This is a genomic window from Arenimonas oryziterrae DSM 21050 = YC6267 (genome assembly GCF_000420545.1).
Lineage (GTDB): Bacteria > Pseudomonadota > Gammaproteobacteria > Xanthomonadales > Xanthomonadaceae > Arenimonas > Arenimonas oryziterrae.
On record NZ_ATVD01000001.1, the window covers coordinates 14,059 to 37,916 of the forward strand.

The window sequence follows — 23,858 nt, forward strand, 5'->3', positions numbered from 1 at the left end:
CCGCGCCCGTGACTTATACGGGGGCGCCACACCGTACGGCTATCTTGCAAATTGTGAGCAACTGCTCATAACCGATGTCGCTATGCACAAAAAGTAAGCAGCCCCCTTCAAGTAGAGGACTCTAAGTTTCGATGGAGTTAGCAATATTCAACAGGCAAAAAAGGGCGGGGATCGCTCCCCGCCCTCTGTTCGACGCCGGTGTTGCGAATTACTGGTTGATGCCGAAGTTCACGTAGAAACCGCGCATCGAGATGTCGTCGTTGCGGTCGCCCATCGCGGCGTAGCCGGCGACGTACTGCGCGCCGAGGTTCGGGCCAGCGAGATTGGTTGCCGTGGTCTGGGAGGTGTCGAGACCGCCCTGGCGCTGATCCTGATAGCCGAGGCTGATCGTGGCCTTCTGGCCGCCGAAGAGGAAGTGCTTGCCGATCTCGATGCGGGCCATCTGCTGGGTTACGCCGACGTGGTCATCCGGACGGATGCCGTAGAAGAAGCCCGGCGGAAACGCGCCAGGATACTCAAGCACGAGGGCACGGTCGCGCTTGCCACTGGCGTGCGCGTGCTGCAACTCGGCACCGAAGAACCAGGTCTGCGCGAACTCGAGGTTGTAGCGACCGCCGATGACGTAGCCGATGTGGTCGAAATTGGTCTTGAGCTCCTGGTCCTGCACGAAGCCGCCGAGATCGTCGCGGCCAATGCGGCGATCCTGGAACTTGATGCGACGCGCACCGATGTACGGGCTCAGGGTCGAGGCCGGGCTGAGCTTGAAGTCCCAGCCGGCGATCAGGTCGACATTGCGGCTGCGGTATTCGCCGGAGAAGTCGCTGCGCAGCGAGCACTGGCCCCCGAAAAAGTTGCCCGAGGCCGGGCACGGCGTGAAGGGTGAACCGGCGATGGTCGGCTCATGTCCTTCGGCTTCGGCACGCGAGACGATGAGCTCGACGAACAGCGGGTTGGAAAAATGCGCGCCGATGGTCAGGGCGCGGTTGTCCGCCGAGTCGAAATCCGACGGCGGGTACGGGGGGAAACTGCCGGGGAACGCCGCCAGGAATTCGTAGTTGTACTCGCCGCCGCTGACCTGGTTGGCGTGGCCGAACTCGAGGTTTGCGTAGAAGGTCGGGGTCGAGGCAAAAGCGGCGGGAGCCATGAGGCAAAGGCTGAGGCCGAGGGCAAGAGTCGATCGTTTCACTATGCAATCTCCTGAGGCGAGAAATGAAGGAAAGCGCGGGAAGAGGTTCTGATTGGAACGGATCCACGACCCCGAGAAAGGCCAAATGCGACGTGCCCCGCCGGGGTTGTCCGGGGATGGCGAGCCCAACCTTAGCAAAAAAATAACGTTTGGGACGACTTCCGCGCTGCCCGGCCCCGGCGGCCGGCCAAAAAAAATGGGCGGGGAAATCCCCGCCCATCTTCGACCGCGATGGCTTGACCGCTTACTGGTTGATACCGAAGTTCAGGTAGAAACCGCGCATCGAGACGTTTTCATTGCGATCGCCCGAACCGCCCAGGCCGATCCCGTAGCCGATCGACGGACCGATGTTGAGCGTGTTGATCTGGCGCGTGTCCAGGCCGCCGTGGCGCTGGTCCTGGTAGCCCAGGCTGAGCGTGGCCTTCTGGCCACCGAACAGGAAGCGCTTGCCGACTTCCACGCGGGCCATGCGCTGGGTCACACCGATGCTGTCGTCCGGACGGACGCCGAAGAACGTACCCGGAGGCGCGAAACCCGGCAGTTCGAGCACGGCCGTGCGGTGACGGTCGCCGCTGGCATGGGCCTGCTGCAGCTCGCCGCGGAAGAACCAGGTCTGGGCGAACTCGAGGTTGTAGCGACCGCCGACGACCCAGCCGATGTGGTCGAAATTGGTCTTGATCTCGGTGTCATAGGCAATGCCCGGACCGGCAGCGAGCATGTCGCGGCCGACGCGGCGGTCCTGGAACTTGATGCGGCGCGCGCCGATGTACGGGCTGATCGTGGAGGCTTCGCTGAGCTTGAAGTCCCAGCCGGCGATCAGGTCGACGTTGTGGCTGATGTATTCGCTCTTGAAGTCGCTGCGCGTCGAGCAAATCGGCCCGAACATGTTCAGCGAAGCGAAGCACGGCGCCGCCGGGGCACCGACCAGGGTGGGCTCGCGGCCTTCGGCCTCGCCGTGGCTCACGTTGAGCTCGATGAACAGCGGATTGGAGAAATGCGCGCCGATGCGCAGACCGCGGGAATCGGCGGAATCGAAATCCGACGGCGCGGCGTTCTGAAAGGTGGGCGGCGTGACGACGGCTTCGTAGTTGTATTCGCCGCCACTGACATGGTTCGCATGACCAAACTCGAGGTTGGCGTAGAAGGTCGGGGTCGACGCGAACGCGGCCGGAGCCAGCAGGCAAAGACCAAGACCCAGGGCGAGGGGTGACTTTTTCACGGTGACATCTCCAGGAAGCAAAGTGGGCTAGATAAAGACGAGCAAAGAATCTTGTTGCTTTTGTTTGCGACGAGGCCGGATCCTCGGCGCGCCCGCAGGCCGCCGCGAGGCTCCAGACCGGACCCGCGGGAGGCAATTTAGCAAAAAAATAACGTCTAGCGCTCCCCGTGCCGCAGCCACAGATCGGCCTGGCCCTCGTCCTCAAATACCTGGGCGTCCAGGCCCGCTTCGCTGGCATAGATCTGGCAGTACTCCACCAGTTGCAGCCCCTGCGGTTTGACGTGGGCAATACGGACCTGCTCCAGCCCCTGCCCGCGCATCGCTTCGACCAGGGACTGCCACTGCCCGGCGGACAGCGGGTCGCCGCTCATCTCGTCGATCAGCAGCACCCCGCCCGGCTTGCGCAGGCTGGTGCGGACTTCCGCGAGGATTGCCTGCCAATAGGCGATGGTGTTTTCCAGGCTGCCCTCGCCGCGCACACGCACGCGCAGACCGGCGGGATGGGGAGCGATGAGGATGTCGAGTTCGGAGCTCATGATCGGCCTCCTAATTACAGACAATCGGGCACGGAACATCGCGCGGGCACCGGCGTGCCGCCATGGTCGCCGCGCACGGGTTCGCGCAGGTTCCGGGCCGCCTGATTTTCATAATTTACTATGACATTGCGTTCTTCGGCGGTGTCGTACTGCGCATCGACAATCGCCGTGTTGGTCGTAAATGCGCCATCGAGTTCGTTGACCGCGTGCTCGACTTCGTGGCCCATCATCAAAGCCGGCGACAGCGTGCCCTTGACGCCGGTGGTCGCGTCGGTGACTTCGACCGCGCCGCGATCGGCCCAGGTGATCACGTTGCCGAAGGCGTTGTAGCGCGTCTGGCTGGCATCGGTGGGATCGGCCGCTTGGCGAATCGTGAGCACCGCCGGATCGGCCTGCAGCTTGGCGAAACCGTCCGCAGCGCCCTGGCTGGCGAGATATTTGATCGCGGCCTGGACGTTGTTCTTGAACTCCTGCGTCGTGCCGGGCGCGAATTCGATGACGCGTCCGTCCGGGTCGGTGAAGGTGTAGGGATTGTTCGCGGCGTAGGCGTAGCGATTGAAGTTCCAGCCGCTGCGCGGATCGACTGCCATCGGATCGACCGACAGGAACCGGCCGAGGCGCGGATCGTAGTAGCGCTGCTGCAGGTAGCTCAGTCCGGTGGCCGCATCCATGACGTGGCCGGCATAGCCTGTGTCGTCGATGGCCGCGTTCAGCGCTTCGCCAAACGGCGCATAGTCGGTGCGGCTGACCACCGCACCGGTCGCATCGGTTTCGGCGACGGGACTGCCGAGCGCATCGGTGTGCCGATAGCGGATCGTGATCGCCCCCGAGCCCCAGGCCACGCTGCGCGTGGCGACCTGCGATTGGCCCAGATAGAGGTAGGCCGTGTTGACGCGGCGACGGCCGTCGGAGACATAGAGCAATTGTCCCTGCTCGTTGTATTGCCAGAGCATCACCGCCCCGTCGCGGCCGGTCGCCTGCACCCGGCGGCCTTGCCCGTCGTAGCGGTAGTGCTCCACACCGATGGCGGCATTCAGGCGATTGCGACTGTCGAAGGCAAACGCGAGGGTGTCGCGACGCGTGATGTTGCCGCGGACATCGTGCTCGACAGCGACCTGCTGCAGACCCGCGGGGGTGCCGATCGCGGAGAGCTGTTGGCGCGCGGCATCGTAGTGATAGCGATAGCGACGCTCACCGACATCAGCGAGACGCAGATTGTCCAGCGGGTCATAGGCATAGTCGGCGATGCCCCACAGCTGGGGGGCGCTCGCGCTGATCAGCCGGTCGAGCGCGTCATAGGTCAGGCGGCGATTGGTCCGCCCGGCATGTGCCAGATCGATCAGGCGAGTGACATTGCCCCTCGCATCGAAACTTATCGCGTCGTCGAGAACGACGAGGGATTCGCCGGCATCGCGCGAGCGTGCCGGCAGATGTCGGGCGTTCTGCGTCATCGCATGCGTGAGGCCGTTGCCATAGGCAAAACCGCGGATCGCGCCATCGGGGAAATAATCGATGCCGCCGACGTAGTCGCCGATGCGAGTCGGACGGCCGAGCGCATCCGGCGCCAGCCAGACGGTCTGGCCATCGGGATAGGTCAGGCTTTCCGGATGGCCGTTGGCGTCGTAGCGCGTGCCTAGCACGAGCTGATAGTTCGGCAAGGTCTGCGACGAGGCCTCGCGCACCAACAGCCGACGCGGGTTGTACTCGTAGTGCGTCGTGACACGCGCGTCCTCGGGATTGTTGGCGACGAGGGTGTCGATTCGTCCGTCAGGCGTGTAGACGGTGTCGACATCCGCGATCCCGTCGGGGCTGCGCACGTGGGTGACCCGGTTCATCGCATCGTAGGTGTAGCGCGTCGTCAACTCGGTCGCGACGAGTTCGCGATCGCAGACAGGCTCGGCCAGGGTGGGCGCACTCGCCCGCCAGTCGAGGTTGCCGGCGGCGTCGTAGTCGAAGAGCGTGGCACCGGATTCCGGCTCCAGCGTTTTGCACAGTCGCTGCCTGCGATCGTAGATCCAGCGCCGGGTCGCGGCGAGCGCTTGCCCCAGATACGTGCCGCGCCGCGTGATGGCGAGGGCCTTGCCGTAGCGGTCGCGATCGATCGCGATCTGCACCGACAGCGGCAGACTCAGCGCGACCGGGTGCCCTGAGTCGGGCTCATCGAAGGCCTGATAGCGCGTGACGCGTTCGTTGCCGCGCGCATCGCGGGTGCGCGTGGCGAACGCCGGCAGATACTCGGTCGTTTCCGCGAGCACGCCGGCCTCGCTGTCGATCTCGGTACGGATCACGCGACCGAGCGCGTCGAAGACCCGGCGCGTGCCTGGCAAGGGATCGTCGATGCGCGCCAGGGTCGCGACCGGATAGGACACGAACACCTCGCGCCCCTGCGCATCGTAGCGACGCAGCACGAAACTCCGGCTCGCGGCGCGGCTGGTGTCTTCGACCTGGGTGAGCACCGGCTGCCAGCGACCGTCGTAGTAAGTCGTGGTCCGCCCCTGCCCCGTGCTCGTCGTCTGCCGCCAGTGACCGGCCGGCAAACCGAACTCCTCGCTCGCGACGGGGACGAAACTGCGCACGGTGTCGTTCCAGACGGTGGTGCCGCCCTCGGGAGGAATCGCGCGTGCCAGGCGCCCCATCGCATCGTAGTGATAGCCGGTACGAAAACCGTTTTCGTCGGTGACCGAGAGCAGTCGTCCGGCGGCGTCGACCTCGGCGCGGCGCTCGGTGCCATCGGCCTGCTGGATCCGGCGCGGAATGCCGCGAAACCATTGCGTCAGTGTCGTTGTATTGCCGCGCCCGTCGCGGATGGATTGCAGGCTGCCGTCGCCGGCATACGTCAGCGTCTGCTCCAGCACGCCGAACGCGTAGGTCTTCCACGGCATCGCCCGGGCGTCGTAGTCGATGCGTCGGATCGGCTCGCCGGTCGCCGTGTCGTTCACCGAAGCGATCTGCCCGAGCACCCAGGCGCTGCGGTCGTCGAAATAGGTCGTCGTGTCGCCCCGCGTGTAGCCCAGACTGCTGGCCTGGATCACGCGCAACGGACGAGCGAACGCGTCGAAGGCATACGCTCCATTGGCGTCGCGTGCGACCTCCCAGCGAAAACTCGTGCCTTGGCGGGTGATCACGCGCGACACCGGCGGCGTGAGCCGTTCGCCGGCGCGATCGCCCTTGAGATAGGGGCTGACGCCGACCTGCGCAGGAAACGCTTGGCCCCGGCCGTCCAGCAGGTACGTCGTCTCCTGCGTGGTCAGGATCGCGTCGGGACCACTGCCCTGTTCGATCTTGAGCAGTTTCCCTTCGTTGTCGAAGAATCGATTGCCGAAGGTGTAGCGCGTGAACTCGTTCCCGGGCCCGTGTACGTCGACGGTTTTCGTGCCCGGACAGGGCTCGGTGCATTCGCCCGCGTAGCTGTCGTTGGCCGGGCCGTAGTCGTAGCTCCATTGCGCCGGTGCCAGCCCCGGCCCGGTGATGGTCTTACGCAACAAGGCGAGCGTGTCGAATTGCTTGGGATACCGCGCATGCGCGGCGGCATAGCTCGCGCCCGAATACACGCACTGTTTTTCGACCTGGGAACGTCCGTGGCGCACGGTGTCGAAGACGAACTCCGCGCTCGCGCCCGAGGGATGGGTCACAGTGCCGGTGAAGGCTTTGCCGAGGACCTGACCGAGGGCGTCGCAGGTATTGGGCTCGTCGGTGACCCAGGGCGTGGCCGCCGTCAGACGACTGAAATCGTAGGTCCAGCGACTCGCGTCGGGCAGTACGACCGCGACCAGTCCCGTCGACGAGTACAGGTAAGTCCAGGTTCGCAAACCGTCGGACACGGCGACGATCCGCCCGCCGGCGTCGTAGCTCAGCGTGATCTGGCGGCCATCGCTGGCGATGAGGCGCAGCAGTCGCCAGGGATGCGCGGCATCGTAGACATAGTCGACGGCATTGCCGAAGCGGTCCTGCACGCGCGTGGGATAGATGTGCACTTCGCGTCGCGGCAGGGTCGGCGTCGCGGCGATCTGCGGTGCCGGGCCTGTCTTGCGACTCGCCACCGCCGCGAACGACGGACCAGGCGCGGGCTTGCTGAAGGACGCGGTCGGTCGCGACACGATCCAGTCGAAACGGTAGCTCGTGCCATCGGGTGCGACCGCGAAGAAGCCTTCGCCGGGCACGCCATTCGCGGTTGCCGGCAGACAGGATAAATACCATTGGCTATTGGTGACCCAGAACCAGCGCCGCCCGGCCTGCACCGGCTGCTGAGGATTGTCGGTCGCCGACGCCGTCAGCATTTCCTGCGTGCCGCTGCCGGGCACGTAGAGGCTGTTGCCGCTCCAGTAGTCGTCGCCAGAAAACCCCACGCCCTGATGGACCACGGTCGGTGGCACCGCCGTGTACTGGGATACGGAACAGCGCTGATCGGGCTTGCCCGCGACCTGCCCTTGCCAGCCGTCGCGGCCGAAGGTGCCCGACAGATGCGCGATCTCGATATCCCAGTCCATGAACGCGCGATCGAGACCGTTCGTGTCGGCATTGCCGACGCTGAAGTGACGACCGATTTGTACGGGCAATGCCTCGTTGCCGGGCACCCGAACATCGATGACGGCGAACTCGGTTGCGCCGGTGTAGAAATTGCTGCGATCGCCGAACAGGTCCGGCCCGAGTACGCCGATCGCTTCGGCGGATTTGATCTGCCGCGAATATTCGTCGGCGACATCGACCGCGTGCACGAAACCGGCGATCGCGCAGGCGGCGATCGCAAACATCAGCCGCGTGAAGAAGCCTGGGCTTCCCGGCGTGCCGGTGACCGCCGGCGCATCGGCGCGACCGCGCGGATCCCATCCCCTTCGGCTGCGTCTGCGTAAAGAAAATTCAACGTCTGGCGCAGGATTCCGAACACCCGAAATCCACGCCGTCGCCGGGCCCGATCCACCCCTGTCCGTTGCGAACATTCGATCCCCCTGAATGCTTCGTCCCGCCCCTGCGTGCCGCTGTTTTCCGCAGTCCGGCGCTCGAGACTAGCCACATCGGGGAAGAAAGTTTTGATGTAAGCCGTTCATTTGATGTAGTTTCTGCGCAGCGGCACTGCCGCCCGGGCGGCATAACAGGGAGGAAACGCGCCAGCCCGCAGAATGGTCAGTGCAACCGCGCATGTTGTTGTTAGTTTTTGCTTCCTGCTCACACGTACTAACGAAGTCAAAAAAATACAGATAAATGTTCTTTTATTGCCTGGGAAACGCTCAACATGAAAACGCTCACCAACAGGATCAGACAGGCGCGGCGCGCCGCAAGTTATTCACAATCGGAACTGGCGCAACAGGTCGGCGTACAACGAAGCGCCGTGGCGCAGTGGGAACGCCAGGGCGGCTCGAGGCCGACGACGGAAAATCTGTCCAAGATCGCGCTGGCGACCACGATCAATTTCGAATGGCTGGCGACCGGTCGCGGCCGCATGAAGCTGCAGCTCGATGGCGGCGACGACGGCGACGAGGGCCCGGCCCTGCTGCTGCAGTACTTCGCGCAGGATGAAGTCGAGGAACGCATGCTGGTGGCCTTGCGCAAACTCGACTATCGCGAGTGCATGGCCCTGGTGGAAATGACCGAAACCCTGGCGCAGGTGCGTGCGGGCAGCTGACCTCGCTGCGGCCGCGTTCCGATCCAGCAAAAAGAAGCCGCCCTTTCGGGCGGCTTCTTCATTTCTGCGTCGTGCCTTCGGTCAAATCAACCGATGCCTTCGGCCTTGAGTGCGGCCTGCACCGACGGGCGCGCCGCGATGCGCGCGTGGTGCGCGGCGATGACCGGCCACTGGTTGATGTCGAGCTTGACGAACTTCAGCCAGTTCATGACGACGAACAAATAGACGTCGGCAACGCTGAAGGTGTTGTTGGCGATGTAGTCCTTGCCCTCGAGCTGCGCGGACAGCTGGCTCAGTCGCGTGTCGATCTTCTCGGCCGTGGCGGCGCGCGCCTCGTCGCTGAGGTTCGGCGCGAACAGGCTGCCGATGATCTTGTGCAATTCGGAATTGATGAAACCCAGCGCCGACTGCACGCGATAGCGTTCCAACGTGCCATTGAGCGGCGCGAGCTGGTTGCCCGGCACGAGGTCGGCCAGATACTGCACGATGGCCGGACCTTCGGTCAGGATCTCGCCGTTGTCCAACTGCAGCACCGGCACATAGCCGTAGGGATTGAGCTTGAGGAAATCCTGGCCGTCTTCGGTGGTCTTGGTCTTGGTGTCGACCTTGACCAGATCGAAGGCGATGCCGGCTTCGCGCAACACGATATGCGGCGAGAGCGAACAGGCGCCGGCTTTGTAATAGAGCTTCATGGGGATCTCCGTCAGGTAAGGGTCGATCGGGCCCGGCATCATGTGCCGATGACGGGCGCGAGCCTAGCGTCACGGCTGCAACGATGCGTGACGAAAATCCGCCGTTGGTTAAATTCCGGCAAAACTACGCCGCTCAGGCGGGCTTCAAGCGCTCGCCGAAATACGTTTCCAGCTTCTCGACCTTGGGCATCGACACGAAGCGGATGTAGGACTGTCCGGGATTGAGCCGGGCGTAGTCGTGGTGATAGCTCTCGGCGACGAAGAACGCTCCCAGCGGTTCGATCGTCGTGGCGATCGGCGCGTGATAGATGCCGGCGGCATCTAGCTGGCGGATGTATTGCCCGACGACCTCGCGCTGCGCGGCATCGAGCGGAAACACCGCCGAGCGGTATTGCGTGCCGACATCGTTGCCCTGGCGGTCTTTCTGCGTCGGATCGTGCGCGACGGCGAAGAACACCTTCAGCAATTGGCCATAGCTGATCTTGACCGGGTCGTAGACGATCCGGATGACTTCGGCATGGCCGGTGCTGCCGCTGCAGACGGCTTTGTAGTTCGCCGCATCGGCCGCGCCGCCGGCATAGCCGGGCTGCACGTCGGCGACGCCGTCGAGACGGCGGAACACCGCTTCGGTGCACCAGAAACAGCCACCGGCGAGCACGGCCTCGCCGATGTCCTGGGCAGGCGCCAGGTCCTGGGCCGGATCGGGGACGTCGCGCGGGGCGATGCGCAGGCCTTGGCCGGGGATTTCGCAGACTGTCATGGCGGTTCCTTCGTGATTGGCCTGGCTAATGAGGCATCGGGTGGGGCGAAGGATGCGCGAAGAGCCTCCCCTCATCCGGCCTGCGGCCACCTTCTCCCCGGTGGGGAGAAGGAACTTCCCCCTCATCCGGCCTGCGGCCACCTTCTCCCCGGTGGGGAGAAGGAAACCTTGCCGCGGCAGCTGACTCCCTCTCCCGCCTGCGGGAGAGGGACGGGGTGAGGGCCGCCTACTCCTCGGCCGGCATCAACGCTTCCGCATCCTCGGCATAAATGGTGTCTTCCCAGCTGCCCATCAAGGCCAGATACAGCAGTTTCTCGAACTCCGGCCGGAAGCGGCGAATGATCGCGTCGGGATCGGGAATGAGCTTGGCGTCGCCGATCAGGCCGAAATGCACCTTGCCGTTGTAGCTCATGATCGAAATGCCGACGCCGATGCTGCCGTTCTGCGGCACCCAGAACATCATCTCGTGGATCTTGCAGCCGCCCAGATACAGGGGCAGCTGCGGTCCGGGCACATTGGTCGCAACCAGGCTGGCCTTGCGGCTGAACATTTCCAGCGCGATCGACTGGATGCCGGCCGGCGCCATGCCCACCGCCGCCAGCGCGCCGAAGGTCGCCGCGGCCTGGCGCGAGGTCTTGAGCATGCGCATATGCGCCGCGACGCGTTCAAGACGACGCGCGGGATTGTGTTCGCCCACGGGCAGGTCGAGGAAGACCAGACCGAAATGATTGCCCAGCTTCTGTGCATGCTCGAGCGGACGCAGGTTCACCGGCACGGTCGCGCGCAGGGTCACGCCATCGAGTTGCTCGCCGCGTTCGAGCATGTAGCTGCGCAAGGCACCGGCCGCCGACGCGAGCAGCACGTCGTTGACCGTGCAGTCGAACGCGCGACCGACGGCCTTGACCTCTTCCAGATCCAGCGGCTCGGCCCAGGCGACGCGTTTGCTGATGCCCAGCCGGCCCTTGAACACGGTGTCGGGATCGTCGCTCAGGCTCAGCGCGAGCGCGAGTTCGCGCGCGATGTCGGTGCCCTCTTTCGCCAGCACGGTCGCCAACGACGGATCGCGGTACATCTCCATGCCCTTGCTGAGCAGGTTCTCGGTCATCTTCATCGCGCGGTCGACGGTACCGAAACGGCGTTTTACCTTCTCGCCGTCTTTCTTGAGCCAGGCTTTTTCCAGGGCGCTGCTCTTCTTTGCTTCGGCGGTGGTATCGGTCAGCGACAGCAGCACCTGCACGAGGGCGATGCCGTCGGCGTAGCAATGGTGGATGCGCGTGACCAGGGCGGAACCGCCGCCGTATTTCTCGACGAGATGGAACTGCCACAGCGGTTTGGTCTGATCGAGCGGCGAAGACGCCATCTGGCTGGTGAAACGCTCGAGCTCGCGCTTGCCGGCGCGGCCGGGCAAGGCGGTCAGGCGCACGTGGTGGTCGAGATCGAAATCCTGGTCGACTTCCCAGAACGCGGCAGCACCGGTATCGACGGCTTTCTGGGTGAAGCGCGGAAACGCGAGGAAGCGCTGCTTGATGACTTTCTTCAGGCGCTCGAGCGACATCGGCGTGTCGAACATCATCACGCCGGTGATCATCATCAGGTTGGTCGGACGCTCCATGCGCAGCCAGGCCGTGTCGACCCGCGTCATCGGTTCGCGACGGCTCTTGCTCGGTGCTTCGTCGGTCATGGCGCATCCCTCTGGATTGAGGGGATGGTGCATCGCCGACTGCAAGCGGTCAACGAGCCGGCGGCGAGGCGTCGGTCAGATGCCGCCGTGCCACTGATAGCCCTGGTCGTCTTCCCAGTAGCCGCCGTTGCCCTGGCCGATACCAGACAGGTCCGCGACCAGTTCGATGGCCAGCAAATACTTGGCCTGCTTGTAGCCGAGCTTGCGCTCCACGCGCAGGCGCAGCGGCGCGCCGTGCGGCACATCCAGGGCGGCATCGTTCAATTCGTAAGCGAGGATCGATTGCGGGTGCCGGGCTTCGTGCAGGTAGATGCTCTCGTAATAGCGGTTTTCGTCGCCGTCCAGGCTGTCGGCGCAGCGGAACACGACGTAGCGTGCCTCGGGCAAGGGACCGGCGCGATCGATCAGCGGACCGAGCGTGGCGCCCTTCCATTTGCCGATGCAGCTCCAGCCTTCCACGCAGTCGTGGCGGGTGATCTGCGTGCGCGACGGCAAGGCGCGCAGTTCCGGCAGGGACAGGCTCAGCGGCGTGCGCACCAGGCCGCGCACCTGCAGGCGGTAGTCGGCGAACCCGTTCTGCAGCAGGGCGAGGTATTCCGGCGTTTTCGGGTTCACCGAGCCATTGGCCTTGAACACCGGCGACAGGTCGGCCTCGGTGAACTCCTGCGCGAGCGAATCTTCCGGCGTCAACGCATGCAGGGCGGTATCGGTCGGGCCGTCGGCGCGCTTGAGCAGGGCCTGCACGGCCGGCATCTTGTCGAGGCGGTCGCAGCCGCCGAGCAGGACCGCGCCGCTGGCCAGCGCGAGTTTTTCCAGAAACCGGCGACGATCGCTCTTGCTCATGCGCCCTGCTCCTTGTTCTCGACCGGCGCCGGCTTGGGCGCCGGATCCTCATGCCAGGCATAGCGGCCGGTGATCATCGAGCGGATCTGGTTGAGCGGTCCGCTGACCAGGACCATGAAGACATGGATCGCGATAAAGGCCACGAAGGCGAACGCGATGATGAAATGCCAGGTGCGCGCCGACTGCCGGCCGCCGACCAGGTCGACCATCCAGCCCAGCACCGAATCCATATGCGGTGACATCGCCAGCCCCATCAGCACGATGCCCGGTCCGAACACGACAATGACCGCCAGATACGCGAGCTTCTGCAGGATGTTGTAGCGCAGGGCTGCCGCGCCGGTCGGGTGGCGGAATTTCAGATGCTCGACGATCGAATGACCCAGACCGCGCCAGTCGCTGCCGGTCGGCGCGAGATCCGCGCTCAGGTGTTTCGAACGCCAGCTCCACAGCCAGTAGCAGGCGCCATTGATGACGAACAGCCAGGCGAAGAAAAAATGCCAGCGCCGGCCAGCCGCCAGCGATTTGTAGCCCGGCAGGGTCGACCACATCGGAAACCCGCGCGCGCCGATCTCGCCCGACATCTTGACCGAGGCGCCGAGCACGCCGGTCGTGTCGAACCGCAGCGTGCCGATCTGGGTCTCGCCGCGCAGCTTGCCGTCGGGCCCGGGCTTGGCGGTCATCGACAAGGCAGGCCGGTCGAACGTGGAAATGTTGCCCCAGTACAGGGCCGGATGCGCGTTGAAGATCGACAGGCCGCTCATCAGCAGGACGAACAAACAGACCACGTTGATCCAGTGCATGATCCGCACCGGCAGACGATGGCGATAACTCAGTCGGGTGGCGGACTCGGACATGCGCGATCCCGGGGGACGACGATGGCCACAGCCTACCCCGAATCGCTCGCAGGCACTACGCCATCGCCGGAATCGCGTTTCCGCCCCTAGCGGCTGGCACTGAGCGCCCCGAGCGCCGCTTCGCGCGATGCCTTGAGATCGACGAAGGGCTGGGTCGGATAGGCCGGCGCCAGTTCGCGCGCCAGTTCCGCGTGCTCCCAAGGCGCGAACAGGGCCGGCACCGGCATCCGCGCCAGCTCGGGCACCCAGCGACGGATGTAGGTGCCCTGCCCGTCGAAGCGTTCCGACTGCGTGACCGGATTGAAAATGCGGAAATACGGCGCCGCATCCGCGCCGGTACCCGCGGTCCATTGCCAGCCCTGCGTGTTGTTGGCCAGGTCGGCGTCGACGAGCGTGTCCCAGAACCAGTTTGCGCCATGCAACCAGTGGTAGCGCAGGTTCTTGCACAGCACGCTGGCGACGATCATGCGCACGCGGTTGTGCATCCAGCCGGTGGCCCAGAGTTCGCGCATGCCGGCGTCCACGATCGGAATGCCGGTGCGCCCGCGCTGCCAGGCCGCGAGTTTTTCCGGGTCCGGATCGGCCCAGCGGAACGAGGCGAACTTCGGGCTCAGGTTCTCGTTGCTCGTCTTCGGATAGTGGAACAGCAGGTGGTGCGAGAACTCGCGCCAGCCCAGCTCGCTGATGTAGTGGTTGATGTCGATTTCGTATTTCACCGGCCAGTTTTCCGCGCGCAGGCGCTGCAGGATCTGCCGCGGCGAAATTTCGCCGAAGTGCAGGTGCGGCGACAGCTTCGAGCTGCCGGTGCGGTCGGGGAAATTGCGCTGATCCTTGTAGCCGCGCGCGGCGCCGTCGATGAACACGTCGAGCAGTTCCTGCGCACCGGCCTCGCCCGGTCGCCAGTGCTCCCAGAACGTCGTGTCCCAATCGCGCGTCGGCGCCAGTCCCAGGTCGTCGACCGACAGCGAGGACACGGCTTGGGACACCGCCGGCAAACGGGTCGGTGCCGGCGTCGCGAGTTGCGCATCGATGCGCTGCACGGCGTTGCGCCAGAACGGCGTGAACACACGATACGGCTCGCCGGCGCCGGTCGCGATGGTCCAGGGTTCGATCAGCAGCGCGGCGTTGTGGCTCTCCGCCAGCAGGCCGCGGTGCCTGAAATGTTCCTTGACGCGGGTGTCGCGGGCGATGACCGCCGGTTCGTACAGGCGATTCCAGAACAGGGCCTCGGCCTCGGTTTCGGTCGCGAGCCGATCCAGTTCGTCCAGGCTGTTGCCACGACGAATGACCAGGCGCGAGCCCAGCGCCTCGAGATCTTGCTGCAGCGACTGCAGCGACCGGTGCAGCCAGGTGTGGCTGGCCGCGCCGGGTGACCACGGCGCTTCTTCTTCCGGCGCGTGCACGTACACCGGAACGACGGCGTAGCCGGCCTCGAGGGCGGCACGCAAGGCCGGATTGTCGGCCAGCCGCAGATCACGCCGAAACCAGACGATCGCGGTCGCCATCAGCCGCCCCTTACGAGTGGACGTACGGCCGAGAAGCCGCCGTCCAGGCCGATCACCTGCCCGGTGATCCAACCCGCTTCCTTGGACAGCAAAAACGCGGCGAGCGCGGCGGCGTCATCGGCTTCGCCGTGCCGGCCGAGCGGATACTGCGCGGCGAGCTGTTTCGCACCGGCTTCGTTGGCGACCAGGCGCTCGGTCATCGGCGTGCGCATCAGACCGGGCGCGATGCAGTTCACGCGCAGACCGATCGACGAAAAATCAGCTGCCAACGACCGCGTGAGCGCCTCGACGGCGCCTTTCGCCGCCGCGATCGCGGCATGGTTGCCGACCCCGGTGCCAGCCACGACCGACGAAAACAGGATCAAGGCCCCGGCCTGTTTCTCGGCGGTCAGGGCATTGGCGTAGGCCTTGCTGGTAAAAAACGCGGTATCGAGATTGGCGGCGAGCACGGCACGGTACTGCACTTCGCTGGTGCGCGAGATCGGCGCGATCAGGGTGCTGCCGGCGCAATTGATCACCGCGTCGGGTGGCTTGCCGAAGGCCAGGGTCGCCGCTTCCACGGCAAGCACGGCACCGGCTTCGGTGCTGACATCGGTGACGACGAGATCGCCGATGCCGGCCTCCATCTTGCCCGCGTCGCGACTGGCCAGAACCAGACGCCAACCCTGCGCTTTCAAGCGGCGCGCGAGGGCCCGGGCGACGCCGCTGGAGGCGCCGGTGATCAGTGCAGTCTTCATGCGCGCAGAGTAATCGGCTGCCGCGTCCACGGATCGTGAACCCGGTCGCGATGAGCGCCACCGCCCGCCCTCGGTGTCGCGATCCGTGACGGGCTGCCCACCGTAGAATGCGACACCGATCCGCCGGAACGATGCCCTCGAGGCCTGCGCATGACCCTGATCCGAGATTTGCACACGGAAGACATTCCGGCGCTGACCGCGCTCGCCCACGTCAGCGTGCCGCTCGCCTGCCCGCCCGACACGAAACGGGAGGACATCGACCAGCACCTCGATGCGGTCTATTCGCCCGGCAATCTCGCGGACTGGCTCGCGAATCCCGCGCTCGAACTACGCGGCGCGTTCTCCGACGAACAATTGGTCGGTCTGCTGATGCTGGGCGCCGAGGCGTCCCCGGTTCCCGTGCCCGCGTCACGCTCGGCCCGCGAACTGTCCAAGCTATACGTGCATCCCTCGGCGCACGGCCAGGGCATCGCCGCGACGCTGCTTGCCGATGCCCGTGCGCGGGCGCGCACGCAGGGCCACGACGCCCTGTGGCTGAGTACCTCGAAGAGCAACGCCCGCGCTCTCGCCTTCTATCGCAAGCAGGGCTTCCGCGAATTCGGCGAACGCCAGTTCTGGGTCGGCAACGATCCGCAACCGGACTGGTTGCTGGTGTTGCCCTTGGATTGAGTCGGGTGGGTCAGCAGGCGCTGGCGTTCGCCGTCTTGCCGTTGCCCAGCATGATGCCGACACTGCAGGTGTACTCGCCGCGCGTCGTATCCATCGTGCACTGCAAATCACCGGCCTGTTTGCTCAGCAGACCGGCGTCGCAGACGCTCTTTGCCGGACGCGCCGGCATCCTCGCATACATATCTCGCGCCGTAGCGCCGTCGAAATAGAACAGCACCCGATCCGGTCTGTCATCGGGGCCCGGGTCGGTGAGATTGTCCGACGCGATCGCGTAGCTCCCGACGATCTGCTTCGTGTCCAGGGCCAGTGCGACACCTGCTGCAAAGGCGCAGCCCAGCAGGAGCGCAGCCAGGAATGACGTATTGCGCATGGTTTTCTCCAGGGGCTTTACAGCGAAATTTCGGAGCGCGAGGTCGCCGGCGAGCCGGCTCCTACAAGTCGGAGGGGCGTTGGGTGCGGGTGGCGGAGGTGTCGTCGTTGTCGATCTTGCCCATGCCTTCGCCGCGGGCGATGCGCGCACCGAGGACATTGCTGACCTGGACGCGGAACACCTCGTCAGCTTCGACCTGACTGTCGCCGTACACCTTCACCGAGAACGTCGCCGTGGTCTGTCCCGCCGGGATGACCAGGCCGAGTTGCTGCACGGCACCGTAGTCGCGGCCGGCGATCGCGCCGTTGTTCGCATCGGTATCGGCCGTGGCGATGTTGAAGCTCACGCCGCCCGGCGGCGCCGGCGCCGACAGGCCGATCGTGAAATTGGTGGGCTGCCCGCCGATATTTCCCTCGAGCACTTCCATGTCGTAAACCGTCAGGGCCGGCCGGCCATCGAGGATGCGCAAGGCGTCCACGCAATCGATGAATGGATAATTGCGCGCCGATACCGGATCGAACACCGTCGTCGGCGCCAGCTTCATCGCGTCGATGCGCTGCGTCACCGTCGAGGCCGGCATCGCCTGCTTCAAAGCCGCCGCACAGGCCGCGACCATCGGTGCGGCCTGCGAGGTGCCGCCATACGTCGACGTGCCACCGGTATGGCCCGCAGAGGTCACGAACGCGCCCGCGCCGTAGATATCGGTGGTCGTGCTGCGGTTGGTGAAACAGGTCGGTTTCTTCGGCGCCGTGCTTGCCTCGGTGCAGCTGAGAAAGGTCACGCTACCGCCGGTGAAATCCCAGGTCGCGCCGACGCTCATGGCCGTGCTCACGCACGCAGGCGCGCTCATGCCATTGCTGTTGGCCTGGTTGCCGCTCGACACCGTGACGACAGCGCCTTTCGAGATCAGGGAATTCACCGCCGTCGCCAAGGCGATGGTGTACGCCGTAGCCGTGTCGCAGTCGCCGGCGAAGTTCGCGCCCGTGCCCAGGCTCAGGTTCACCGCGTCGACGTCGGGATGATTGGTCGCCACCCAGTCCATCGCGGCGACGACATCGGAACTGCAGCAGAAACTGTTGTTGGCATCGAGCACCTTCACCGCCACCAGCTGCGCATGCGGCAAGGCGCCGCGCGGTGCGACATTGCCCTCGCCCAGGATGATGCCGCTGACATTGGTGCCGTGACCGTTGTTGTCCTCGGCCGACCCATAGCCGCCCATCGTCGCCTGGCCGTTCGGGCAGCAGCCACCGATACCGCTGGAATTCGAGCAGAAGCATTGCTGCGACACGAGCCGCGCATGCAGATCGCTGTGGTCGGTATCCACACCCGAATCGATCACCGCGACTTTCATGCCGGTGCCGTCCAGGCCCAGGGATTGCAGCGGACTGACCGCATTGAGCACGGAGGCGGCATCGGGATCGGCATGACCGCGGCCGGGCACGTCCGGATCGATGCGCAGCACGGCGGGATCGCTCTGCAGACGACGCAAGGTCGCCAGATCGACGTCGAGCGCAAAGGCCGGCACCAGCACGAAGCGCCGTCGCAGGGTGTAGCTGCGTAAGGGCAATGCGGCGAGCACCGCATCGACGCGGGCTTTGACTTGCAGACGGCGGATCAGGCCGGCGTCGCCCTTGGCCGTTGGCAACGCGGTGAGTTTGTCGGTCGCCGGCGCATCGCGCAGCGCCACGAGCACGCGCAAACGGCCCTGCGCGCGTACCGCCTCGACCGTCTGTGGCGAGACCACATCCGCCGCTTGCGCAGTCCATGCCACGAGCAGCAGACACAGGACGGCAACGATGCGGGACAGACCTGCGGACATGCGGGCTCCGGATGGGTGCGGGGGATCGGCTCGCCGAGTATAGAAGCTCGGGCGCCCGGACGGCGCCATGTCTTGGCTAGGCGGTGAAAAGCAGGCTGCAGCAGGTCACGGCGCCTTCGGCTTTCTGCAGCTCGGAGACATCGACGGTGGTCACGGCGATGCCGGCCGCCGCGAGACGCGCCTGCGTGCGGGGGAAACTATCGGGATAGACGATGCCCTGCCCGGCGCGCACGGCATTCGCCGCGTGTTCCTCGCCGGGATCGATCTCGATCAGCCGGTAACCGGCGAACACCGTGGTATCGACCCAGCCCGGATGCACGAGCAAGGTGTCGTCGGCGACCGCGGTCACGGCGGATTTCAGGTGCAGGCAGTCACGCATCGGCACGCTGCGTACCGAATAGCCATAAGGCGCGATCAGGGCGCGCAGCTGCGCGACGCCGTCGGCATTGCTGCGTGCGGAGTCGCCGACGTACACGTCTCGTCCCAGACGCAACACGTCGCCACCGTCGATCGTGCCCGGCGCGACGATGTGCCGCAGCTCGCGATACTTGCCCAGCTCGTCGGCGACCGATGCGCCCTCGCGGCGACGCGATTCCGCGCCGGGCCGCGTCATCACCGCGATTTCGTCGAATACCAGCGCGACGTCCTCGACGAACACGGCATCGGGCAGATCCGCTTCTGCAGGCAGGGACAGCACCCGGCAGCCCAGTGACTCCAGTGCGCGCTGATAGGCCTGGTGTTGCCGGCGTGCGAGCGCGACATCGATCGGCGCGCGGTCGACGAAGGACAGTTCGCAGGCAGCCATATCGGGGCTGACGTCGCGGGTGATAGCTAGCTGCATGATGGGAGAATCCGAAGAGAGAGTTCAAAGGGTAATGCGTGGCCGATGCGGAATCAGGCGGCGGGATCAGCCAGGCTCGCCAGTTCGGTGGCATCGACGAACACCAGCGATTCGGAGTTCACGCAATAGCGCAGTCGCGTCGGTGCCGGCCCGTCCGGAAACACGTGACCCAGGTGCGCGTCGCAGCGTGCACAGAGAATTTCCGTGCGCACCATGCCGTAGCTGCGATCGACGTGGTTGACCACGTTTTCTTCGGCGATCGCCCGGAAAAAACTCGGCCAGCCCGTGCCGGAATTGAACTTGGACGTCGATTCGAACAACGGCAGGCCGCAGCACAGGCAGGCGTAGACGCCGTCGCGCTTGTTATCGAGCAAGGTGCCGCAGAACGGCGCCTCGGTGCCTTTGCCCCGCGCGACCTTGAATTGCTCCGGCGTGAGCTGCGCCTGCCACTCGGCATCAGTCTTGGCGACGTGCGCGCTTTCGACGGGACCGACGAGTTCGCCTTGCGGGTTGAATACCTTGACCTTCATGAAGGACCTCGACTGTGGTTCATGCGCTGAATGGCGTACAGCTTATCGCGGTCGGGCCCGCTCCCACGAGATGCGGTACCATGGGGCGTTGTCCGTCGCTCGTCCGGCGTTTTCACGCCGCTTCGCTCCTTCATCGCGTCATCGCCCGTCCTGCGGGCGACGCTTACAGGAGCGCCCATGCCGGGCTACGTCACCCGAATGCTCACCGTCCGTCTGGGCGGACACGATTACCGGATCCGGGCACTCAGCGACCTGCAGCAATTCGCCGATCCCAACGGCCTGGCCGAACGCGCCGGCATCTCTTCCGCCCTCTGGAGTCTATTCGGCCAGGTTTGGCCCTCGGGTCGCGTGCTTGCCGAAGCGATGTCGACCTTCGATGTCGCGGGAAAACGCATACTCGAAGTCGGCTGCGGCCTGGGTCTGTCGAGCCTGGTGCTGCAGCGCCGGCGCGCCAATGTCGTGGCCAGCGATCATCATCCGCTCGCGAAGTCCTTTCTCGCGCACAACGCCGCGATCAACCATCTGCCCGCGATCGCCTACCACGACCTGCCCTGGGCCGTGCCCGATGCGGGACTCGGCAAGTTCGACCTGATCATCGGCAGCGATATCCTTTACGAGCGCGATCACTCGGCGCAGTTGGCCGCGCTGATGCATCGCCACGCGACGCCGGACGCCGAAGTGCTGATCACCGACCCGGGCCGCGGCAACAGCAGTCCGTTCACGCGCGCGATGGCGACCCAGGGCTACGGCCTGAGCGAACGCCGCAGCCGCTTCAACGCCGACGATGTCGAACCCTTCCGCGGCCGCCTGCTCAGCTACCGCCGCGGCGGCGAGCCGGTGCACGCATGAGCATCGAGATGCGCGACGATGATCATCGGGTCGATCCGAGTATTTCCTGCGATCACTGCGACGCCGTGTGCTGTCGCCTCACCGTTGTGCTCGCCGGCGATGACGTGATTCCCGAGCCTCTGGTCGAAGTCCGCGCGGACGGCGTGCGCCTGATGGCGCGCGCTGCCGATGGCTGGTGCGCCGCACTCGACCGCGCGCACATGCGCTGCGGCATCTACGACCACCGTCCCGGCATCTGCCGGAAATTCGCGATGGGTGGTGCCTACTGCCGCGACGAACGCGAACGCTACCGGCTCGCTCCGCACACGATCGACTCCCACCTCCTGCCCTGACCCGACTTCTCACGCAAGGAACAGCCACCATGGCTCATGTACACGCTCCCGGGCTCGTCCTGCACATGTATCCCGAAGAACTGCTCAAGCACGGCGCCGGCCACACCGTCGAACCTGAAGACGCCGTCTCGGCGCAACACTATTTCGTCTGTCTCTCCAGCGATGCCAAGGAAGGACTGTGGGTGCCCTTGTTCCAGGCGCCGGGCAAGGATTTGAAAATGATTTCGGAAAGCGCGAAGTCCGGCCACGCCCGCTGGACGCGCGGTCCGTCGTACTACGACCTTGAACAGCTCTGGCGTATTCCGCACAAGGCGGCGCAGCGCGGTGCGGCGGCGGCGATGGATCAGTCGCTGACGAAATCGCCGAATACGGTGGCTCTGACCGCCCTGCCCCAGCGCGAGGAATTTCCGTCGGCGACCGCGTTCCGGCCCGCCGCGCGCTGAAACGACACTAGGCTTCGACGCGCTCGGCGATCGGCACGGTCGCCGACGCCGAATCGCCAACCACACGATTGCGGCCCGAGCGCTTGGCCGCATACAGCGCACGATCGGCACGACCCAGCGCGGCGGCGACACTGCCCTGGTTCGCGCGCCACTCGGCCACGCCGATGCTGACCATGACCAGCACGCCGACGAAGTCGCTGCCGGCGATCGCCACGCGCAGCCGCTCGGCCAAGGCCAGCCCGGTGCCTTCGTCGGCATCGGCGAGCATGATCGCGAACTCCTCGCCGCCGTAACGGAACAAGGGCACGCCCGGATCGAGCACGCGCCCGAGCTCGGCAGCGACCTGGGTGATCACGCGGTCGCCGACCAGATGACCATGCTGGTCGTTGATCGCCTTGAAATGATCGATGTCGATGAGCAGGAACGTGCAGCGACGATCGCCGCCCGATGCCGTCAGGCCGGCGATGGCCTCGTTGAAGGTGCGGCGGTTGAAGCAGTTGCTGAGCGCGTCGTGATCGGAGTGGTAGCGCAGCATCGCCGCGGCGCGTTCCTGCAGCAGCGCATAGGTGTACATGAAGCACACGAGCAGGCCGTAGCCGCTCGCGAAGCGCACGACCTCGATCAGCGGCACCAGGGCTGAAGTCACCCAGGACACGTAGACGCCGTAGATCACCATGCCGACCAGGGCGCGCGAGGAACGCATCAGGAAAATCAGCACCGGCGGCAGGATGTAAGCCCAGTGCTGCATCGGCCGGCCGTGCTCGTAACCGAAGGCGACCGCACCGACCAGCAGCGCCGCGATGGCGGTGAAGAAAATCGTGCCACCGATGCCGCGCGGCAACACCAGCAAGGCGACGGTGCAGCTGGCCGATACGCCGAGCACCATCCAGGCGAGCAAGGCCGTGTCCTGCAAACCGAGCCGCGTATTGAGCGTGCCCAGTGCCACCATCAATACCGTCACCAGAACCGCCAGGACGAGCGCGACCCGCCAGCGCATGCTTTCGCGCAGCAGCGAGAACGAATCCCGGCGCATTGACAGCATCTATGACCTCCCCCGGCAAGCTGGACAGTCTAGCGCAAGCGGCCGCCACTGCCAGCGGCGCTTCGCGGGAAACCGACGCGCGCATTCCGTCGCAGGCCCAGGCAGCGAAAGCGATCAAACCCGCTGAAATCAGCCGTTTGCCGAAGAATGGCGCAAACACAGCGCCGCACACGGCGCCGCCACGGCAACCCGATAAGTTATCGTTCCTATCCTTGTTATCGCAGCTCACTTGAGCCGGGCAAGCCGATCAGACCCGACGCGCGGACGCCACCGGCACATGCCAGACCGCGTAGTCCGGCGCCGTCTCGATCGCATGGATCATCGTGTCGAAGTCGGCGGCGACTTCCGCGGCGCGGCGGCCGGAGGCGCCGGCCAGCGCTTCGGTGTAGCCATCGCGCCAGGCGCGGATGATGCCGGCGAAGGTCGCCCGCGGCACGCGCAGGGTGTCGACGGTGAGATAGTCCATCGCGATTTCGCGATAGCCCGCGCGTTCGAGCAAGGGCGGCGTGTGCCGGCCGATGCGGCCGTCGCAGCCGATGCTGCCCAGGAAAGCAACGGCATTCGCGTTCCAGAAACGATCGGCGTCGAACACGGTGGTCGGCATATGCAGCATGCCGTAGTCCTCCGACAGCAGATGCAGCCAGCCGCCGGGCTTGAGCACGCGACTGATTTCGCTGAGCACCAGCGGAAAATCCGGCACCGCCTGCGACATGTGCCGGCACACGACCAGATCGAACGTGGCGTCGTCACTGGCCAGCGCGAACGCATCGCCGACCTCGTAGCGCACCTGCTCGCCGAGTCCGGCGCTGTCGCGGCGCGCGAGCCGCAGGTTGGATTCGAGAATGTCGATGCCGAGCACACTGGCCTGCGGATAGAGCGCGGCCAGGCGGCGCGAAATCTCGCCGGTGCCGCAGCCGAGGTCGAGAATGCGCAAGGGACCCGACAACCCGTAGCGCGCAAACAGCGGCGACTCCTGCGGCCAGATCGCCTGCGCCTGGTGCGCGAGATTGCGCACCATCGACTCGTCGCCCATCTGTTCGGCCTGGGGATTGCGGTCCTGGGTCATGGCGGAGCTCCGGTCGCGGGACAGAGCCGGCATGGTCGCGCAATCTCCGCGTCCCGGCGAGCGCCCGCTCAGGGCATCGAATCTGCGTCGGCCGCCGCGTCGGGATGTCGCGTCAACCATTGCGCCAGTTGCGCGTCGTAACGCGCCAACGCGTCGTCGTAGAGGTCGAAGATGCAGCGTACGCAGCCGCTGCCGCAGCAATCGGCCGGATCCGGCGGCGGCGGTGGCAAGGGGCGAGGATCGGCGCTCATGGCGATCGCAGCA

23 protein-coding genes are annotated in these 23,858 nt (G+C 65.6%); 5 read left to right on the forward strand and 18 right to left on the reverse strand.

Features of this window, described 5'->3' with window-relative positions:
* Positions 1-208: 208 nt before the first annotated feature.
* The 4 genes from G467_RS0100035 to G467_RS14815 all read right to left on the reverse strand — a co-directional run bounded on the left by G467_RS0100035 (position 209) and on the right by G467_RS14815 (position 7,692).
* Positions 209-1,186 carry a hypothetical protein gene (locus G467_RS0100035; RefSeq protein ID WP_155844797.1) on the reverse strand — a complete coding sequence of 326 codons (978 nt, stop codon included), beginning with the start codon at positions 1,184-1,186 and terminating at the stop codon, positions 209-211.
* A gap of 244 nt (positions 1,187-1,430) precedes the next feature.
* On the reverse strand, positions 1,431-2,405 hold the full coding sequence (locus tag G467_RS0100040; RefSeq protein ID WP_022967682.1) for a hypothetical protein: 975 nt from the start codon (positions 2,403-2,405) through the stop codon (positions 1,431-1,433).
* Between the two features lie 155 nt (positions 2,406-2,560).
* Complete coding sequence (locus G467_RS0100045) at positions 2,561-2,941, reverse strand: hypothetical protein (protein WP_022967683.1); 381 nt, start codon at positions 2,939-2,941, stop codon at positions 2,561-2,563.
* 14 nt (positions 2,942-2,955) lie between these two features.
* A complete protein-coding gene (locus G467_RS14815; protein WP_022967684.1) occupies positions 2,956-7,692 on the reverse strand; it encodes an RHS repeat domain-containing protein in 4,737 nt (1,578 codons plus the stop codon).
* Positions 7,693-8,171: 479 nt separating this feature from the next.
* Here G467_RS14815 and G467_RS0100055 point away from each other — a divergent pair, with 479 nt between their 5' ends.
* The gene (locus G467_RS0100055) at positions 8,172-8,561 is read left to right on the forward strand and encodes a helix-turn-helix domain-containing protein (RefSeq protein WP_022967685.1); all 390 of its coding nucleotides are present in this window, start codon (positions 8,172-8,174) and stop codon (positions 8,559-8,561) included.
* Between the two features lie 86 nt (positions 8,562-8,647).
* On the opposite strand, the gene gstA is transcribed toward G467_RS0100055, so the two are convergent.
* The 7 genes from gstA to G467_RS0100090 all read right to left on the reverse strand — a co-directional run bounded on the left by gstA (position 8,648) and on the right by G467_RS0100090 (position 15,633).
* Complete coding sequence (gstA, locus tag G467_RS0100060) at positions 8,648-9,253, reverse strand: glutathione transferase GstA (protein ID WP_026802203.1); 606 nt, start codon at positions 9,251-9,253, stop codon at positions 8,648-8,650.
* Positions 9,254-9,386: 133 nt separating this feature from the next.
* The gene (msrA, locus tag G467_RS0100065) at positions 9,387-10,013 is read right to left on the reverse strand and encodes a peptide-methionine (S)-S-oxide reductase MsrA (RefSeq protein WP_022967687.1); all 627 of its coding nucleotides are present in this window, start codon (positions 10,011-10,013) and stop codon (positions 9,387-9,389) included.
* A gap of 226 nt (positions 10,014-10,239) precedes the next feature.
* Positions 10,240-11,694 carry a WS/DGAT/MGAT family O-acyltransferase gene (locus tag G467_RS0100070; RefSeq protein WP_022967688.1) on the reverse strand — a complete coding sequence of 485 codons (1,455 nt, stop codon included), beginning with the start codon at positions 11,692-11,694 and terminating at the stop codon, positions 10,240-10,242.
* 75 nt (positions 11,695-11,769) lie between these two features.
* Positions 11,770-12,537, reverse strand: coding sequence for a molybdopterin-binding protein (locus G467_RS0100075; RefSeq protein WP_022967689.1), 768 nt, complete (start codon positions 12,535-12,537; stop codon positions 11,770-11,772).
* A complete protein-coding gene (locus G467_RS14820) occupies positions 12,534-13,391 on the reverse strand; it encodes a cytochrome b/b6 domain-containing protein (protein WP_022967690.1) in 858 nt (285 codons plus the stop codon). Before G467_RS14820 ends, G467_RS0100075 begins: the two co-directional genes overlap by 4 nt.
* 86 nt (positions 13,392-13,477) lie before the next feature.
* A complete protein-coding gene (locus G467_RS0100085; RefSeq protein ID WP_022967691.1) occupies positions 13,478-14,896 on the reverse strand; it encodes a cryptochrome/photolyase family protein in 1,419 nt (472 codons plus the stop codon).
* On the reverse strand, positions 14,896-15,633 hold the full coding sequence (locus G467_RS0100090) for an SDR family NAD(P)-dependent oxidoreductase (RefSeq protein WP_022967692.1): 738 nt from the start codon (positions 15,631-15,633) through the stop codon (positions 14,896-14,898). Before G467_RS0100090 ends, G467_RS0100085 begins: the two co-directional genes overlap by 1 nt.
* A gap of 150 nt (positions 15,634-15,783) precedes the next feature.
* Between G467_RS0100090 and G467_RS0100095 the strand changes: the two genes are divergently transcribed.
* Positions 15,784-16,302, forward strand: a complete 519-nt coding sequence (locus G467_RS0100095) for a GNAT family N-acetyltransferase (RefSeq protein ID WP_022967693.1) — start codon at positions 15,784-15,786, stop codon at positions 16,300-16,302.
* 10 nt (positions 16,303-16,312) lie between these two features.
* On the opposite strand, the gene G467_RS0100100 is transcribed toward G467_RS0100095, so the two are convergent.
* From G467_RS0100100 to msrB, 4 genes are all read right to left on the reverse strand, one after another.
* The gene (locus G467_RS0100100) at positions 16,313-16,672 is read right to left on the reverse strand and encodes a hypothetical protein (protein WP_022967694.1); all 360 of its coding nucleotides are present in this window, start codon (positions 16,670-16,672) and stop codon (positions 16,313-16,315) included.
* A gap of 61 nt (positions 16,673-16,733) precedes the next feature.
* Complete coding sequence (locus tag G467_RS0100105; RefSeq protein WP_022967695.1) at positions 16,734-18,491, reverse strand: S8 family peptidase; 1,758 nt, start codon at positions 18,489-18,491, stop codon at positions 16,734-16,736.
* Positions 18,492-18,567: 76 nt separating this feature from the next.
* A complete protein-coding gene (locus tag G467_RS0100110) occupies positions 18,568-19,332 on the reverse strand; it encodes a dimethylarginine dimethylaminohydrolase family protein (RefSeq protein ID WP_022967696.1) in 765 nt (254 codons plus the stop codon).
* A 53-nt stretch (positions 19,333-19,385) separates the two neighbouring features.
* The gene (gene msrB, locus G467_RS0100115) at positions 19,386-19,862 is read right to left on the reverse strand and encodes a peptide-methionine (R)-S-oxide reductase MsrB (protein WP_022967697.1); all 477 of its coding nucleotides are present in this window, start codon (positions 19,860-19,862) and stop codon (positions 19,386-19,388) included.
* Positions 19,863-20,039: 177 nt separating this feature from the next.
* On the opposite strand from msrB, the gene G467_RS0100120 reads away from it, so the two are divergent.
* The 3 genes from G467_RS0100120 to G467_RS0100130 are packed head-to-tail and all read left to right on the forward strand — an operon-like array spanning position 20,040 to position 21,486.
* Positions 20,040-20,711 (forward strand): class I SAM-dependent methyltransferase, encoded by a 672-nt coding sequence (locus G467_RS0100120; RefSeq protein ID WP_022967698.1) that lies wholly within the window; start codon positions 20,040-20,042, stop codon positions 20,709-20,711.
* Positions 20,708-21,043 carry a YkgJ family cysteine cluster protein gene (locus tag G467_RS0100125; protein ID WP_022967699.1) on the forward strand — a complete coding sequence of 112 codons (336 nt, stop codon included), beginning with the start codon at positions 20,708-20,710 and terminating at the stop codon, positions 21,041-21,043. Before G467_RS0100120 ends, G467_RS0100125 begins: the two co-directional genes overlap by 4 nt.
* Before the next feature lie 29 nt (positions 21,044-21,072).
* Entirely contained in the window at positions 21,073-21,486 is a 414-nt protein-coding gene (locus tag G467_RS0100130; RefSeq protein WP_155844798.1) for a hypothetical protein, read from the forward strand.
* 7 nt (positions 21,487-21,493) lie between these two features.
* Here the strand turns inward: G467_RS0100130 and G467_RS17210 are convergent, their stop codons facing one another.
* From G467_RS17210 to G467_RS0100145, 3 genes are all read right to left on the reverse strand, one after another.
* Positions 21,494-22,528 carry a GGDEF domain-containing protein gene (locus G467_RS17210; RefSeq protein WP_051130356.1) on the reverse strand — a complete coding sequence of 345 codons (1,035 nt, stop codon included), beginning with the start codon at positions 22,526-22,528 and terminating at the stop codon, positions 21,494-21,496.
* A 247-nt stretch (positions 22,529-22,775) separates the two neighbouring features.
* The gene (locus G467_RS0100140; protein ID WP_022967702.1) at positions 22,776-23,594 is read right to left on the reverse strand and encodes a class I SAM-dependent methyltransferase; all 819 of its coding nucleotides are present in this window, start codon (positions 23,592-23,594) and stop codon (positions 22,776-22,778) included.
* A gap of 68 nt (positions 23,595-23,662) precedes the next feature.
* Complete coding sequence (locus tag G467_RS0100145) at positions 23,663-23,845, reverse strand: oxidoreductase-like domain-containing protein (protein ID WP_026802208.1); 183 nt, start codon at positions 23,843-23,845, stop codon at positions 23,663-23,665.
* Positions 23,846-23,858 lie beyond the last annotated feature (13 nt).